General features: G+C 38.4%; 12 protein-coding genes and 4 pseudogenes. 10 read left to right on the forward strand and 6 right to left on the reverse strand.

The genetic code is table 11. The annotated features are described in order from the left end of the window. Positions 1-60: 60 nt before the first annotated feature. The 4 genes and pseudogenes from IQ276_RS19285 to IQ276_RS19300 form a co-directional block, all read left to right on the forward strand. Positions 61-1,350 (forward strand): annotated as a pseudogene (locus IQ276_RS19285) (phosphatidylglycerol lysyltransferase domain-containing protein); the annotation flags it as partial. 113 nt (positions 1,351-1,463) lie between these two features. After that, a pseudogene (locus IQ276_RS19290) lies at positions 1,464-2,497 on the forward strand (IS630 family transposase); the annotation flags it as partial. A 2-nt stretch (positions 2,498-2,499) separates the two neighbouring features. Next, positions 2,500-2,889, forward strand: a pseudogene (locus IQ276_RS19295) (phosphatidylglycerol lysyltransferase domain-containing protein); the annotation flags it as partial. A 242-nt stretch (positions 2,890-3,131) separates the two neighbouring features. Beyond that, positions 3,132-4,523, forward strand: a complete 1,392-nt coding sequence (locus tag IQ276_RS19300; RefSeq protein WP_193915002.1) for a hypothetical protein — start codon at positions 3,132-3,134, stop codon at positions 4,521-4,523. 202 nt (positions 4,524-4,725) lie between these two features. On the opposite strand, the gene IQ276_RS19305 is transcribed toward IQ276_RS19300, so the two are convergent. Further along, on the reverse strand, positions 4,726-5,349 hold the full coding sequence (locus IQ276_RS19305) for a site-2 protease family protein (RefSeq protein ID WP_193915004.1): 624 nt from the start codon (positions 5,347-5,349) through the stop codon (positions 4,726-4,728). A gap of 823 nt (positions 5,350-6,172) precedes the next feature. On the opposite strand from IQ276_RS19305, the gene IQ276_RS19310 reads away from it, so the two are divergent. Continuing rightward, a complete protein-coding gene (locus IQ276_RS19310) occupies positions 6,173-6,454 on the forward strand; it encodes a DUF4212 domain-containing protein (RefSeq protein WP_193915005.1) in 282 nt (93 codons plus the stop codon). 9 nt (positions 6,455-6,463) lie between these two features. Further along, complete coding sequence (locus IQ276_RS19315; protein ID WP_193915007.1) at positions 6,464-8,119, forward strand: sodium:solute symporter family protein; 1,656 nt, start codon at positions 6,464-6,466, stop codon at positions 8,117-8,119. 106 nt (positions 8,120-8,225) lie between these two features. Here IQ276_RS19315 and IQ276_RS19320 read toward each other — a convergent pair whose 3' ends face one another. Then, the gene (locus IQ276_RS19320; protein WP_190876906.1) at positions 8,226-9,068 is read right to left on the reverse strand and encodes a tetratricopeptide repeat protein; all 843 of its coding nucleotides are present in this window, start codon (positions 9,066-9,068) and stop codon (positions 8,226-8,228) included. Positions 9,069-9,506: 438 nt separating this feature from the next. Here IQ276_RS19320 and IQ276_RS19325 point away from each other — a divergent pair, with 438 nt between their 5' ends. Next, positions 9,507-10,004 (forward strand): DUF4365 domain-containing protein, encoded by a 498-nt coding sequence (locus tag IQ276_RS19325; RefSeq protein ID WP_190876908.1) that lies wholly within the window; start codon positions 9,507-9,509, stop codon positions 10,002-10,004. Next, positions 10,001-10,537, forward strand: coding sequence for a hypothetical protein (locus tag IQ276_RS19330; protein ID WP_193915009.1), 537 nt, complete (start codon positions 10,001-10,003; stop codon positions 10,535-10,537). Before IQ276_RS19325 ends, IQ276_RS19330 begins: the two co-directional genes overlap by 4 nt. 250 nt (positions 10,538-10,787) lie before the next feature. On the opposite strand, the gene IQ276_RS19335 is transcribed toward IQ276_RS19330, so the two are convergent. Together IQ276_RS19335 and IQ276_RS19340 are read right to left on the reverse strand one after the other, a co-directional pair. Continuing rightward, complete coding sequence (locus IQ276_RS19335; RefSeq protein ID WP_193915011.1) at positions 10,788-11,708, reverse strand: ribonuclease D; 921 nt, start codon at positions 11,706-11,708, stop codon at positions 10,788-10,790. Between the two features lie 59 nt (positions 11,709-11,767). After that, positions 11,768-11,959, reverse strand: coding sequence for a hypothetical protein (locus tag IQ276_RS19340; protein ID WP_193915013.1), 192 nt, complete (start codon positions 11,957-11,959; stop codon positions 11,768-11,770). Between the two features lie 247 nt (positions 11,960-12,206). Between IQ276_RS19340 and IQ276_RS19345 the strand changes: the two genes are divergently transcribed. Together IQ276_RS19345 and IQ276_RS19350 are read left to right on the forward strand one after the other, a co-directional pair. Beyond that, complete coding sequence (locus IQ276_RS19345) at positions 12,207-12,677, forward strand: BON domain-containing protein (protein WP_193915015.1); 471 nt, start codon at positions 12,207-12,209, stop codon at positions 12,675-12,677. A 620-nt stretch (positions 12,678-13,297) separates the two neighbouring features. Continuing rightward, on the forward strand, positions 13,298-14,998 hold the full coding sequence (locus tag IQ276_RS19350; protein WP_228042916.1) for an IS1634 family transposase: 1,701 nt from the start codon (positions 13,298-13,300) through the stop codon (positions 14,996-14,998). Positions 14,999-15,393: 395 nt separating this feature from the next. On the opposite strand, the gene IQ276_RS19355 is transcribed toward IQ276_RS19350, so the two are convergent. Both IQ276_RS19355 and IQ276_RS41275 read right to left on the reverse strand, forming a co-directional pair. Then, the gene (locus IQ276_RS19355; protein WP_193915017.1) at positions 15,394-15,564 is read right to left on the reverse strand and encodes a hypothetical protein; all 171 of its coding nucleotides are present in this window, start codon (positions 15,562-15,564) and stop codon (positions 15,394-15,396) included. A gap of 20 nt (positions 15,565-15,584) precedes the next feature. Then, positions 15,585-15,698, reverse strand: a pseudogene (locus IQ276_RS41275) (DUF433 domain-containing protein); the annotation flags it as partial. Between the last annotated feature and the right edge of the window lie 67 nt (positions 15,699-15,765).

Raw genomic sequence — 15,765 nt, forward strand, 5'->3', positions numbered from 1 at the left:
ACACCCCATAACACCAAAATTAATGACCAATAACCAATGACCAATCACAAATGATAAAAAATGACAAATAATTTAAAAACTCAAATTGGACTTTGGAGTGCAGCGTTCCTTACAGGTTTAGTCGGGGTAGTAAATTTATTATCAGCGGTGACACCTAACTTATACGGGCGAAATCAATGGTTAAAGGAATTTTTACCATTTGAAATTCGTGCTAGCGGTCATGTTTTTGCAGCGCTAACTGGGTTTGTTTTACTCACGCTTGCTACTAATTTCTTACGCCGAAAAAAAATAGCTTGGTTACTTACTATTGGTTTATTAGTAATTTCCATTTTTAGCCACTTGCTGAAGGGATTCGACTATGAAGAAAGTCTATTATCTGGAGTTTTGCTAATGCAATTAATTCTGATGCGCCATATTTTTACAGCGCAATCAGACCGTCCTTCCATTGCACAAGGAGTGCGAGTACTTATCGGAGCTTTATTATTTACCCTGGCATACGGAACTATTGGATTTTACTTGTTAGACGGTAAATTTTCTGAAAACTTTAATTGGCGTGAAGCCGTACTTCAGACTTTAGCAATGTTTTTCACCGAGGATAATTGGGGACTGCAACCAAAGAGTCGATTTGGAGATTTTTTTGCTAATTCTATCTATATTATTGCAGCAGTTACTATTACATATGCGGTGTTCATGCTGTTGCAACCTGTATTTTGGCGTAATTTAGTAACTCAAAATGAGCGACAAAAAGCTAAAGAAATTGTCGAGCAATATGGATGTTCTTCTTTAGCAGCTTTGACACTTTTAAATGATAAAAGTTATTATTTCAGTCCCGCTGGTAAGAGTGTAATTGCTTATGTTCCCAAAGGACGAGGTGCGATCGCCTTAGGAGATCCCATAGGGCCGATTGAAGACCGCAAGGAGACAATTGTTGCTTTCTGGCAGTTTTGTCAACGCAATGATTGGTATCCTGCCTTTTACCAAACTTTACCCGATGATGTTGAACTTTACAAATCGTTAGGATTTCAGGTACTCAAGATTGGAGAAGAAGCGATCGTTGATTTAAAAAATTTTACATTACAAGGTAAAGCTGGTAAAAACTTTAGACCATCAATCAATCGTTTAACAAAATTAGGGTACCGAATTAACTTTTATCAACCACCAATTGACAATGATTTATTGCACTTACTCAAACCTGTGAGTGATGAATGGCTAAAGATGGTAGAAGGTTCAGAAAAACACTTTTCTTTAGGTTGGTATGATGAAGCATATCTGCGAGAGTGCGGGCTTGTTGTGGTGCATAGTCCCGAAGGTCAGATCAGTGCTTTTGCTAATATTATCCCAGAGTATAGGAATCATATTTGATTTCTGAAAAAGTGTACGAGATAATACGGAGAGAGATATCTGTCTAAGAGCGAACAATGATAGAGCAGCATCTACAACCTGCGATACCTTCGGTGAGCTTCGCTAACGCAGAACTACAAGAATTTATAGATAATCGCCCGGATGCCCGTGAGGTGAGAAAAGCTTTGGCAGTGAAACTGGTTTATCAAGGCTACAAGTATGAGGAAATTCAAACAATTTTAGATGTCTCTGTTGGTTCAATAACAAGCTGGAAGCAAGCTTATAAGGAATATGGAATTTGCGGATTGCGCTTAAATTATAAAGGCAGAAAGAGTTACCTGAGCGATGAACAGCAACAAGAAGTATTAAGTTGGTTGCAAACTAAGGAGATTTGGGAGCTTGGTGAACTGGAATACAAATTGGCTTTTGAATATGATGTCATCTACGAATCGAAACGGAGTTATTATGATTTATTTGACGCGGCGGGAATTAGTTGGAAAAAAACTACTGGCTTAAACCCAAAGGCGGACATTGAGGCTGTAGCTGCAAAAAAAAACAGATTGAAAAATTGTTGGACAGCAATAGAGAGGAGATAGAAGAAGGAAGACTGAGAGTATTACTAATAGATGAGTGCCATCTGTTATGGGGAGACGTAACTGGTTATGTCTGGGGAAAAACTGACCAAGAAATAGCAATTGGCATCGTTAACGAACGAGAGAAGCAGACATACTACGGGGCGGTTGATTATCTCGATGGTAAGTTGCTTCTTAAAGCTTACAATGCTGGCAATTCAGACAATACAATTGATTATTTACGTTATTTATTAGACCAGTCTCCCAACCAACGATTACTGCTTTTTTGGGATGGTGCTTCTTACCATCGTTCACATCTGGTTCAAAACTTTTTAGGAGAGATAAACCAAGGTTTGTCTCCAGACCAGTGGAAAATTCATTGCGTTCGCTTCGCTCCTAATTGCCCATCACAAAATCCAATTGAGGATATTTGGTTACAAGCTAAAACCTGGGTGCGGCGTTTCTGTGCTTTGATTCCTTCGTTCTCTCATCTCAAATGGATGTTTGAGTGGTTTCTCCGACACACTAACTTTGATTTTGACACTTTACAGATGTACGGAGCTTTTTCAGAAATCAAATACTAGTCCTATATCAACTCAACGAAGCAACTATTGATATGATGCGGCACCGAGCATCTATTGAAAATGGCATAATGGACTTTTTATTTATTTCCATGCTCCAGCATTTTAAAGAATATGGTTACGATAGCTTTAATTTCGGTCTTTCTGCTTTGGCTGGAGTTGGAGATAATCCAGAATCACGGCGTTTAGAAAAAGTATTGCACTATCTTTACGAGCATTTAAATCGCTTCTACAACTTCCAGGGATTACACGCCTACAAAGAGAAGTTCCACCCCCGTTGGGAAGCGCGCTACTTAGTTTACCCCAGTTTAGCAGCCTTACCCGATGTAGTTGTAGCATTGATTCGCGCTGATTCCGGCGATCGCCTCTTCGATTATTTTAAACCCGGAGCCTAAGCAGGGCAATGTCTACGATGGTCTAGACCTACCCAACTTGACATTTATATAATACAAGTGTACTATATAAATATGGATACCCGCCATTGCTAAATTCCACCATAAATATTTCCAAACTCTTTTACAAAAGAGTGAAAACTCAATCTTTCTCTCTGCGGCTCTGCGTCTCTGCGTGAAATTTTCATACTTTTCAATTTTCCACGGTTCAGCAGCTTCTTGACCTTTATATAGAAGGTGGAAATATGACAACTAATAAAACAACTATTGTAGAACTAATCGAAATTTTTGCACAATATTGCAATCATATCATCGTCAACATCAAGCACCTGCAAGAACATTATCAAAGAACAAGTATCAAGCGTGTAAAAGGTGTGAGAGATGAAAACGGAGAACTGCTCCAGCCTTGGTTGCAAACAGAAAATATAGACAATGCTGAGTATGTTAGTATGGGCGAATTTCACTTTAATCGCAATACCGCTACCATCAACATGCTGATTAAACGCAAAGTCAAACTTGCCAAATTAGCAGACCAAACCCCCACTCTTGAAGTAGCAGGTTTGCTAGTCAATGACCTCAATAGCTTTAACAATTACACCATTGTTAGTGACGGCAAAATCAACGTCAAATCCTTACAAGTCAAAATTAGTAGTAAAAAAGCTTTTGACTTGCTTAAAGAAAAAGGTGTGTTGGATGCCAAAGATTTTGACTTTCGTGCTGAATATACCATCCAGCTAGATAACTTGCCGCTTGTAGCTGCTGATAGTCATTACAGCAGCATTGATGGACTATTCAATCAACTCGCAGAAATTAAAGTACTTATTAGTATTATTTCTGCTCATTTGAAAAAGGAGTCAGATGTATTTGTACCAGAACAAGTAGATGAATTTAAAAAGCACTATTTATCCAAGAATATTTACATCAACTTCCCAACAACTAATGAATACGCAGATATCCATGAAGCTCTAGTTAATGGAACTCTGGAATCAAGATTGAGCTATAAAATTGATATTGGCAGTCAAGATATTCTCAACTTTAGCAAGTTACCTTCTGCTAACAAATTTCTCAACAGAATGTATCGTCTTTATGATAAAGATACTGGAGAAATTATCACCAAGGCGAGTTTTGAGATGGCGTTTAATGAGAATCTTGCTGTTAGGGAGAAGCTACTGTCATCACGCACCAAAATTACAAAAGTTGACGAGTTAATGAAACCAATTTTTGATGATTTTCTTGGGCTTGAGCAAAATGGCGTAGTTGTAGATATTCTCACGAAAGTTGATGCTGATAGTTTGGCACAGTTATTGCAGGATAAACAAGCTGGTAAGCAAATCAATAAAGAAGAAATGGTTACTGCATTAACCCTTGCAAATGCCAAGTTAGAGCAATATGCAGAAAAAATTTACCAAGACAAGATTTCTCCCTTGGTATTTTATATTGGTTGTACCGGAGTATTGCCAGAAGAAATGCAAGCAAAAGCCATGACTGCCCAAGAAGCTGCTACCAAATATCCAAATTTGCAATTTTCTAAAAATGAGCAGCAAGGTACTTTTTTTGCAGTTGGTGATAGTATTATCAGCATCTATGCAAAAACTGAATATTACAGCAAAAACTTGGCTATCCTAAATCATTCGTAAATAACAAGAACCCCTACTTCTCAAAGAAATCGGGGTTCTGTCAATACTGTTCGGTTAAGACAAGAGACGCGATGAATCGCCGTCTCTACAATAATCAATCTTTTGTCTTGACGGCGATTTATCGCGTCTTTGGAATTTAGAATTTTAATCAAAAAACCTTAACCGAACCGTATTAGGGGTTCTGTGGCTTTCAAGTATTGGGCTAAAAACTTAATGACTCTACCCCAAGTGCTGAGCGGATAACTAAATCAGCAATGGTACTAAGTCCCGTCCCAAATTCGGGAATTATAAATAGAAGCATCATTGCAAAGAGTCCGAATTGGGTATTTTCTAATGCCTTTAACTTAGGGAAAATTTCACTGAAGACATGAAAGCCATCAAGTGGTGGAATTGGCAAGAGATTAAACAGAAATAAAATCAAATTGATTCGAGCCGCTAGGTAAAGAAATTCGACACTGAAGAGTCCTGGAAGGCTGAAGTTAGCAATAAGTTTAAGCACTGCAATAAATAGAATGCCTAAAGTCAGATTTGATAATGGCCCAGCTGCGGATACCAAAATATTGCCTAGCTTGGGAGAGCGGAATTTAGAAGGGTTGACGGGCATTTGTCCCCAGGCTATACCCATGAGACAGAGAAAGATGATTGATTCTTTGCCCATGTGAACTACAGGATTAAGGGTGAGATGACCAGTTTTTTGTGGAGTGTTATCTCCCTGACTCATAGCAGCCCAGCCGTGAGCAAGTTCATGCAAAGTGATGGAAAATATGACAATTATAATGATTCTGAAAAAATAAATCGGCTCTGTGAATAGTGTTTCAATAAACATATATTCTGTTTAGTGGTACGGTAGAAGCTGAAATTCGGGCTTTTTGAGGGCTAAGTTAAAGGGTGCATCTCACTTTTGTAGATATAAACTGATCTACAAGCTGAGATTGATGCTTTTCGCATTTTTTACCAAATATTTTTGCGAAACTAAAATGCTGTCGATTAGTTGATATGAGCGATCGCCAACCCAAACGCGATGTTATAGCAAGGGACTGGGGACTGGGTACTGGGGACTGGGTGAAAAGTCTTTTTATGTCTAGGTTTTATCATCTGTTAATGTCCTAACCATCTTGGCTGTTGCTATAAAATCAACTTCTGTTGCCTTAACGATCAAAATTTTCATTTATCTTAAACGCGCAACTTTTGTATCATGATTTACTAATATTTGGTAATATTTACTTGTACGATCATAAGCTGTTGATAATTAATGTTATTAAATTAACTACGTAATAAGCCCCAGTAAGTTTTGGTATATTTTTAATTTAAAAATAACTTAGTTGTATTGTGACCAATAGCTGGCATAATCTAGAAAAACTATTTTCTAGCATTTATTTGTGTTTGTATCCTGGTAATTAGTACGTAAATAATTTTAAATATTTTGTGTAGAAGTCATAATTCAGACTCATGGCGTTAACTCCTGAACTCTTTGTTGATCGGATGTTACAGGTGAGAGAAGATTTCATTTATCAATTTACTTAGTTATTTCTATACGTAAAGTTAAATATTATTTACTAAATAATTTAAAAATTAATACAGTATTATACAGCATAATAACGGCTTCTTGGTATTATTTTGATGCACTAACGCAGTGACGATAAACAACAATGGATGAAGATCAACGCCGTTCTTATTGGCGTGCTAATACTGCTTTAATTCGTAATCTTTTAATTGTCTGGGCATTGGTTTCCCTCGTTTTCAGTATTTTGTTGGTTCAACCTTTGAATGCGATACGGTTTTTTGGCGTACCCTTTGGGTTTTGGATGGCGCAGCAAGGATCAATCCTGACATTTGTGGCATTGATTTTCATTTATGCGTTCCAAATGGACAAGCTAGACCGCAAATATAATCCCAGCAAGCAAAACGACGAATACAATCTCAGGAAGTGAGGAAAAACTGTGTCAGTTGAAATTTGGACTATTGTTATAGTTGGACTTTCGTTTGTCGCCTACGTTTATATTGGTTGGCAATCACGAGTCGAAAATACTAAAGATTTCTTCATAGCAGGTCAGGGGATACCCTCAATTGCTAATGGTGCGGCCACCGCCGCTGATTGGATGTCCGCAGCTTCGTTTATTTCAATGGCGGGGCTGATTTCTTTTTTGGGCTACGACGGTTCTATTTTTTTAATGGGGTGGACTGGTGGCTATGTATTGCTGGCATTATTGCTGGCTCCCTACCTGCGGAAATTTGGTAAGTATACAGTGCCAGATTTCGTAGGCGATCGCTACTACTCTAATATCGCTCGTTTGGTGGCTGTAGTTGCAGCTATTTTCATTTCTCTCACCTACGTTGCTGGACAAATGCGGGGCGTAGGCATTGTTTTTAGCCGCTTCCTCCAAGTAGATATTAATACAGGCGTAATCATCGGTATGGTGATTGTCGGCTTTTTCTCAGTGTTGGGCGGCATGAAAGGCATCACCTGGACACAAGTAGCACAGTACGGTGTATTGATTGTCGCTTACTTAATTCCAGCGATCGCCATTGCTTGGTTTCTCACAGGTAATCCCATTCCCCAACTAGCATTTACTTTCAGTAATGTTGCTGACAAACTCAATCAAATCCAGCTTGACCTGGGATTTAAGCAGTATACTGAGCCATTTGTCAACAAGTCCATGATAGATGTGCTGTTTACCACTATCGCCTTGATGGTAGGTACAGCTGGTTTGCCTCATATTATAGTGCGGTTCTATACAGTACCGAGTGTACGTGCAGCCCGTTTTTCCGCTGGTTGGGCACTGTTATTTATTGCCATTCTTTATACAACCGCTCCCGCCCTCTCCATGTTTGCCCGCTATAACCTGATTGATTCCCTGCACAATAAAACCGTTACAGAAGTGCAGCAGCTAGACTGGGCGACGAAGTGGGAAAAAACGAAATTGCTAAGCTTTGAAGACAAAAATAAAGATGGGCGTTTCCAGTTGACTCCCAAGAAAGACACCAATGAAATTAACATTGACCGAGACATCATTGTGCTTTCCACCCCAGAAGTCGCTAACCTTCCTCCTTGGGTAATTGGTTTAGTCGCAGCTGGTGGGTTGGCTGCTGCGTTGTCCACAGCATCGGGTTTATTACTGGTAATTTCCAGTTCCATCGCCCATGATATCTACTACCGCATAGTAGATTCCACAGCCTCAGAACAAAAACGGGTGTTTGTTGGACGCATCATGGTGGGTTTTTCCCTGGTTCTCGCCGGATATTTTGGGGTGAATCCGCCGGGATTTGTGAGTGAGGTAGTAGCCTTTGCCTTTGGTTTAGCTGCTGCTAGCTTCTTTCCAGTGATATTCCTGGGGATTTTCGACAAACGCACCAATTCAGAAGGTGCGATCGCTGGGATGTTGACGGGATTAATTTTTACCATCATTTACATTGTCGGCGTCAAATTTGGCGGCGTACAACCCTGGTTTTTTGGTGTTTCCCCAGAAGGAATCGGTACTTTGGGCATGATTATCAACTTCATAGTTACCCTCGTGGTTTCTCGCCTAACACCACCACCGCCAGCAGAAATTCAAGCCCTAGTAGAAGATCTGCGTACACCGATTATTGAAGAATAGGGCATGGGGAAGAGGCAGAGGGGCAGAGGGGCAGAGGGGAAAGAATGCAGCAACTTGTTCTCATCTCCTTCATCTTGCCCAGTCCCCAATCCCCAATCCCCAATCCCTACTGCCCAAGTTCTTTGATATTTTTCGTCACTTGTTGGTATAAATCATTGTTACCTTGAGTTTGAAAGATGTTTGCTGCTTGTTCCAAGTCCTTAAGTGCGCCCTCCTTGTCTCCATTTTTGGCGCGGGCATTTCCTCGATTATTGTAGGCAGGGGCAAAGTTAGGATTGAGGCGAATCGCTTCATTGTAATCTGCGATCGCTCCCTGGGGATCTCCATTGGCAGTACGGGCATTTCCCCGGTTATTGTAGGCGATGGCATATTTGGGGTTAAGGGTGATGGCTTGGTCAAAATCATCTAGCCCCCTGTTTTGTTCTCCTAATGAGGCGCGGGCATTACCCCGGTTATTGTAAGCTTCGGCATAGTTGGGATTCAGGCGAATCGCTTCAGTGTAATCTTTAATTGCTTCTCGGTTATTTCCGAGTGAGGCGCGGGCATTTCCTCGGTTATTGTAGGCTTCGGCATTGTTAGGATTGATACGGAGCGCTTGATTATAATCTGCGATCGCTTTTTCCTTGTCTCCCAAATCAAAGTAAGCTAACCCCCGGCCGTTGTAAGCAGCGACATATTGGGAATTTTCATTAATTGCTTTACCATAGGAAGCGATCGCCGCTTGCAAATCGCCGTTAACATGCTGATTTTTTCCCTGAACATAGAATGCCTCAGCTTTATTTCTGATAGCTGAACGACGGGTAGGGGGACTAACTCCGACTTCTGTCACCAATACATTGTCATTTCTACTGCAAGAAACAATACTAATTGCTGTCAATGTAGTAAAAATAGCTATGGTAAATACTTTATTTACCTTTGTTAGTTTTTGCCTAAATAAACGCCGTATCATAAGTTAAGATAAACTGCCTTAAAGAATTCAGAATTCAGAATTCAGAAGTCAGAAGTCACAACAAAAAAATCTGGTGCCTGACGCCTTCATTCTTTCTTGAGAACATCTGAAATAAATTAGTCCCAAAATCTAGATTTTAATTCTTTAGCAGAATAATTATTCTAACTTTTGATACAGCTTTCAAAAAATTTTGTTAATTGACCGTGCCAATTTTAGATTTTACATTTTAGATTAAAAATTATTTCGCTACTCTTGCAAAGAAGCAAGCTACATGCGCCGTTTCTATTGGGCGAAACAAATCCTTTCAGCCAAAATTTAAAATCATCAAGCCCTGTGCCCTTGTCAATTTAATCACTCTGCTAACGCTGCGATCGTGCATAAAATAGCAGCAAAGGCAATGTAAACTCAAAATGGCATCAAAAATAAACTCAATTCTTAGTGGACATCAACCAACAGAAAGAACAATTTAGCAACGCATATCTCCAAGCCATCACCAGTGTTGCAGGTTATTCTCTCTACAAGCCAGCCGTAGACGACGATAGCGTAGACTGGGGAATTGCAGCTACAGGTATTATGGGACGCATCCGTGCGCCTCGCTTGGAATTACAGCTAAAATCAACATCAAGGGATGTCCTCAACGATAACGCTATCCGCTACCCTCTCAAATTAAAAAACTACAATGATTTACGAATGGTTGACTTTGCCGTTCCTAGAATCTTAATTGTAGTTTTACTTCCCGATAACTTAGGCGAGTGGGTGCAACAATCAGAACAAGAACTTTGTATGAGGTATTGTAGCTATTGGTTATCGCTGCGATTCATGCCAGAAACACAAAATATATCGACTGTAACTGTCACCATACCAAGAAATAATCAATTTACAGTCGCTTCTCTTGAGTCAATTATGCAAGGTATCGGTCAAGGAGTACAACCATGAAAGTTACAGTGCAAGATGCGGAAATTATCAAAAATATAGAACCACAACAACTCAGAGAGTATTTGCAATCTCACGGTTGGCAGGAAAAACGACCATTTCTTGATAATGCGACAATCTGGCACAAGAAAGCAGAAGAAGGAAAATTTGAAATCTTACTACCAAGCAGAAAAGATTTAGGTGATTATCTTCCGAGAATTCGTGAACTTATTGAAACAATAGCAGACTCAGAAAATTTTTCTTACCTCGAAATATTAAGTGAATTTATTAGAAATTATCCTCATCTCAAAATTCAAGGCTTTGTCACGCAACTTGCAACTCCTAACACAAATCAATTAAGTGGTGAAGTTACCATTGTTTGTACAGTATTTGATAAATTACGCAAAATCAAAACTAAACTTATCGGTTATGATTATATTTTGGCAATAAAGTCTTATCAAGAACGCTTACCTGTAAGATGTACGGGTGATTTAGTTAAAAGAAATAAAATTTTTATTTTGGAAAATCCACGAGAGTTTCAAATTGAGAATATTTGAATATAGCAGTTTGCAATTGCGTGGAGTACAGACAATTCGTAGGGGCACAACATGTTGTGCCCATACCGTGTATCTCATTTAAATGAAAATCGCTATATTCTTGAAGAAGAATACAAAATTCAGAATCAATCTAGGATTCTTAAGACGTAGGTTGGTTTCGTGTTCCTCAACCTAACCTACAAATTTTGTTGCAACTTTGTAGAGACGGCGATTTATCGCGTCTCTCTTAATCATGGATTTATCGCGTCTCTTAATCATTCTCCGTTTCAGTATCTTGAGTTTTAGCACTTAACCGCCAAGCGGTGCTTTTATCAATATCTACAGACAATTGTTCTAGATTTTGCCCCAAATCCTTTTGAAGTTTCTGAGTTAGTGTAATGGGAAAATCTAAATTAATACCTTGGGTTTGTGCTAAATTTGCGAGTTCTGTAAACATAGTTTTGATTGTGGTACGCTCATAACTACTCAGCTTGTAATCAGCAGTTTCAGATATATTTTGGGCTTGCATAGCTTTTTTAATCCGTTCTTGTAAATGCTCAAATTCGGAATTTAATAACTTACATTGCTGCTCAAGTTGCGAGTATCTAGCACTGAGTATTCTTAAATCTTCCGTTGTGGGGTCTGGGTTAGTTTGAGTTTGTAATTCTAACAAATTCGAGTGGATTTGAGCCAGATAAATACAATCTAGGTAAGCATACTCTATTTGTTCTTCAGTGAGGGGACGTTTTCCCCAATCGCTTTGTTGTTCTTGTTTGTCGATATTGTTAAAACTACAAAGTGCAGTAGCTAAAGTTTTGAGTTGATAATTTGGTAATGGCAAGAGATAATAGGGAATTTTCTTAGCAATTTCTAAAGTGCAAGTAATATTTTTGGCTTTTTTATTACCGAGAAGTTTTAGATCGTAACTGGCATTATGAAAAACTTTTTCAATAGTAGAATTTAACATGATTTCTTCAATAAATTCAGCTATAATATCAGGCTGATCTAGGACATCTAAAAGATAAACGCGATCGCCACTCATATCATAAGGATCATCCAACACCTGAATCAGCGACAGCCTGGGATTACGGCTTTTATAGTCAGCTACTTCTGTATCTATCCACAGCGTTTTAGCATGAGTATATTCAGCGACAATGGGGCGAATTTCGCGGGCGGAAGTAAGGTAGGGCATTGGCTAATATTTCCTGGTATTTTGGGCGTGGATTACAGACAATTCGTAGGGTAGCACTGCTATGCGCCCCTACCATGTATCTCATTCAAATCAAAATCGCCATAGTTTTTTAAAGTAGCATTTTGTTGGTAATTTTGCTGGCAGAGAATTGCAAAAATGCTGAGATTTGGAGTTACAGAAGCAAGGTTGTTGTAAACATCGCCAAATTTGCTCAAATCTGATAACATCGAATCACCACTGTGGAGTGGCATAGTCTACCATTGAAAGAGCTAATCAGCATCTACGTTAAATTGACAGAGAGCTACACGCTGTATGCAAAGTTATCCTGATTAGCAGCGCCGGAAAATTGAATTGGTTTTTGTCAAAACTGGCTGCAAAATATTAAGTCATTAGTCATTTGCAAAGGAAAAATGACAGGTGACAAATTTTTAACATTTGCTCCTCATCACGACACACAGCTTAATTAATCGCTTCAAGTACTGAATTCGGAGATAAATAATGAAAAAACTAATTCCATTTCTAGTTAGTGGCATTCTGGTATTTGGTGCTGTTGGTTGCCAAGACGCTACTAAAACTGGTTCCGAAACTCCTAGCACTACCAATGAAGCGTCTCAAGCACCAGCAACACCGGCTTCCGAAACAAATCCAAGTGTTGATAAAATTCTTAAAGTTCCAGCACAACCAACCATTGTTCCACCACTGACTACAGACACTAAAGTTAAAACCGATTCCCTAAAAACCGCAGGAACAAAAGCTGAAATTGATTTAAAAACTGAAGTTAGTAAAAAGTTGAATCAAGGCTTACCAGGGAATAAGTTACAAGTTGAAAACAAAGAGGCTGAAATTATTCTCAAAGGCACAGCGGCTTCTGTAGAAGAACTCAAAAAAGCTGAAACCTTGGCTAAGGAAGTTCAAGGTGTGAAAACGGTGAAGGTAGAAGCAAAAATTGAAGCTGTAAAAAAGCCATAGGGCATTAACCGTTAGGGTGCCGAATGTGGGCTGTAAGGGCACGGCACTGCCGTGCCCCTACACCTTGCGATATGATGTTGTACTGCATCTGAATGGGAACCGCTATAGTAAGCATTTATTAGCAATATTTTTAAGAACTTTATTTAAACTTCATGTTTTGACTAGATTTAATAAGCAAAATCTGCAATTACTTACTCAAAATGCCATTTGACTTACTCAAAATGCCATTTGACTTTCTGATTTTGGTGTTTTCCGCAAGTAAAATCAGCTTTGACTTTCTCAAACCCCAGTTTGCTTTCTGATTTTGGTGTTTTCCGCAAGTAAAATCAGCTTTGACTTTCTCAAAACAAGCTTTGACTTTCTCAAACCCCAGTTTGCTTTCTCAGATTGTAAAGGAGTGAGTACAGATCATTGTAGCCCACCTTCCGCACCCTAACTGTCACACATCAACAAAAAGCTGACAGAGTAGTACATAAAAACTAAGTTGGATTCAAGATTCCAGAGATTAAATGAGAATAAATAGTATTAAGTCTCTTGATTGGCGAGAAGAGGAAATTTTGTGACGAAGAGAGAAAAAAGGAAAACCTTCATCGTGAAAAAAATTAATTGATAACAAAAAGATGAATGAGAGAATTGCAACAGAAGTCGTGGAGAATACTGTTGTGATTTTGAATACCAAAGACATTGAAATTCAGAACATAGACCATTTAGCGATAGTAGCAGGAATCATAGATGCGATAGGATTAGTAGAAACAATAAATGAATTAATAGGAGAGGAAAAAGGAGAAAAAGTCAGTCCTGGTCATGTAGTCAAAGCCATGATATTCAACGGCTTAGGATTTGTATCAAAGCCACTATATATGTTTCCCCAATATTTTGAAACAATAGCTTGTGAGCATTTAATAGGACCAGGAGTAAAGCCAGAGTATCTCAATGATGATAAACTGGGGAGAGTCATGGATAAACTATTTATAAAAGGACTAGATACAACATTTTTGAAAGTTGCCTTAAATGCAGTCAGAAAATTTAAAGTATCCCTGTTATCATCACACTTGGATTCATCATCAATGCACGTACATGGTGAATACAATACCAGCTTACCAGAAGTAATATTTGAGAATCAAAAAGTAGGAAACAACCAAGAACTAGAAGAATTAACAGTAAAATCACCAAAAGAAATTACCATCACCTACGGTTATTCCCGTGACCACAGACCAGATTTAAAACAATTTATCATAGAACTAATATGTTCAGGGGATGGAGACATACCAATATTTTTGAAATTAGCATCGGTAAATCAAGCAGATTCATCATGCTTTGGTCAAATAGCAGTTGAGTATCAAAAACAAATAGAAGTTAACAGTCTGATAGTTGCAGATTGCGCTTTATATACAGAATCGAATCTGAAATTGATGTCAGAATTGCGCTGGTTGTGTCGAGTACCTTTAAGTTTAAAATCAGCCCAATTATTGATATCAACATTACCAGAATCGGAATTTATTGACAGTAACTTGCCAGGATACAAATTTGCTTTAAAAACAGTCACTTATGCAGGAATAGACCAAAGATGGTTGGTAGTGCAAAGCCAAGATAGAAGGTTTGCGGATCTGCGTAAGCTCTCACAGAAAATAACTAAAGCAGAATCAAAAGCACTTCTGGAATTGAAAAAATTATCATCAGATAAATTTGCTTGTGAAGCTGATGCTATCAAAGCATTATCAAAACTATCAAAACAATTTAAATATCACCAAATTCAGGAGAGTAAAGTTACGGAAATCATCTCTAATAAAAAAGCTAATCAAGTAGGCGCATCTTACCAAATTTCTGCCACATTATCTAAGAATGAAGATAAAATTAATACAGAAATTCTGAGTGCAGGGCGTTTTATTATTGCCACAAATGTTTTAGAGTCAAGTGAACTTAGTGAGGATTTAATGCTGAGTGAATATAAAGCCCAGCAGTCCTGTGAGAGGGGATTTGGTTTTCTTAAAGACCCATTATTTTTTGCCGATAGTATTTTCCTCAAAAGCCCTGAGAGAATAGAGTCGTTAGGAATGATTATGGGTTTATGTTTGCTGGTCTATACATTGGCTCAACGTCAAATCAGAGCCGCACTCAGAGAGTCTAAATTAACTATTAAAAATCAATTGGGTAAAGCAACTGACTGCCCTACTTTGCGTTGGATATTTCAGCGTTTACAGTGTATTCATTTAGTTGAATTTCACAATGAAAAACACGTCTCTAATTGGACTCCAGATAGGGATTTTATCTTGAATCTCTTACCAGATGATTGCCTCCGTTACTATCAATTAGTCACATAATTCTTATCTCTATTAATTTAATATAAATCGGACAAGCAGCTAACCGCTTTGATTAATAGCTCTAATTTCCTATGCCAAAAATCTAGTTTTGTTACTTCAATTCATTATTCTAATTTATGATTTCAGCGTTGAACGTCTTCATCTATTTATCTCATCCGAATCTATCTGCCATTAGTTCTTATTGCTCCTTATTGACAATAGATTTTGATGCCATTTGTGGTGATTCATGGCTGCTCAAATCCCTTTTTTGTCTAAATATGTCTGTTTTTATTCTTGCTTGCCTTTTTTCTCTCAGTAATTTCCGTTTGTGACACTTGGGGGTGCGGAAGATGGGTTGTAGGGAACATGGCTGTGCCCCTACCTGTGTACTTAATTTACCTGAAAAAGGTTGTATACTAAGATAGTGGTAAATTAACAATTTGGTTTTGATATTCGCCATCAAAAGATGCTTGGGAAATTATACTTAATTGATTAATAATCTGGCCGATAGTTAAGTTATCATTCAAAATAAAAATACCTGGTATATTACGCCCTTGGGGAATATGCTCAACTAAATGTACAGGCATAGTTCTGCGATTATTTGTTATGGAGTTCGAGCGCGGTGGATGGAATCATAAAGTATGGTTTCAATTCCTACTCTCGTACCTTTGAGTCGAATATCATCGGGACGTTGAAAATCAAAGTAATCTTCTAGTTGCATAACTTACCAGATGGTTTATCTACTCCACACTAAAATCTTACCAATTTGGGATTTTAGATTTTCTTCT

This window comes from Desmonostoc muscorum LEGE 12446, assembly GCF_015207005.2.
GTDB lineage: Bacteria > Cyanobacteriota > Cyanobacteriia > Cyanobacteriales > Nostocaceae > Nostoc > Nostoc muscorum.

Excerpts from the sequence above, each read along its gene's own strand:
- IQ276_RS19300 (WP_193915002.1), top strand. The coding sequence starts at position 3,132 with ATGACAACTAATAAAACAACTATTGTAGAACTAATCGAAATTTTTGCA.
- IQ276_RS19305 (WP_193915004.1), bottom strand. The coding sequence starts at position 5,349 with ATGTTTATTGAAACACTATTCACAGAGCCGATTTATTTTTTCAGAATC.
- IQ276_RS19320 (WP_190876906.1), bottom strand. The coding sequence starts at position 9,068 with ATGATACGGCGTTTATTTAGGCAAAAACTAACAAAGGTAAATAAAGTA.
- IQ276_RS19355 (WP_193915017.1), bottom strand. The coding sequence starts at position 15,564 with ATGCCTGTACATTTAGTTGAGCATATTCCCCAAGGGCGTAATATACCA.
- IQ276_RS19335 (WP_193915011.1), bottom strand. The coding sequence starts at position 11,708 with ATGCCCTACCTTACTTCCGCCCGCGAAATTCGCCCCATTGTCGCTGAA.
- IQ276_RS19330 (WP_193915009.1), top strand. The coding sequence starts at position 10,001 with ATGAAAGTTACAGTGCAAGATGCGGAAATTATCAAAAATATAGAACCA.
- IQ276_RS19345 (WP_193915015.1), top strand. The coding sequence starts at position 12,207 with ATGAAAAAACTAATTCCATTTCTAGTTAGTGGCATTCTGGTATTTGGT.
- IQ276_RS19340 (WP_193915013.1), bottom strand. The coding sequence starts at position 11,959 with ATGCCACTCCACAGTGGTGATTCGATGTTATCAGATTTGAGCAAATTT.
- IQ276_RS19310 (WP_193915005.1), top strand. The coding sequence starts at position 6,173 with ATGGATGAAGATCAACGCCGTTCTTATTGGCGTGCTAATACTGCTTTA.
- IQ276_RS19350 (WP_228042916.1), top strand. The coding sequence starts at position 13,298 with ATGAATGAGAGAATTGCAACAGAAGTCGTGGAGAATACTGTTGTGATT.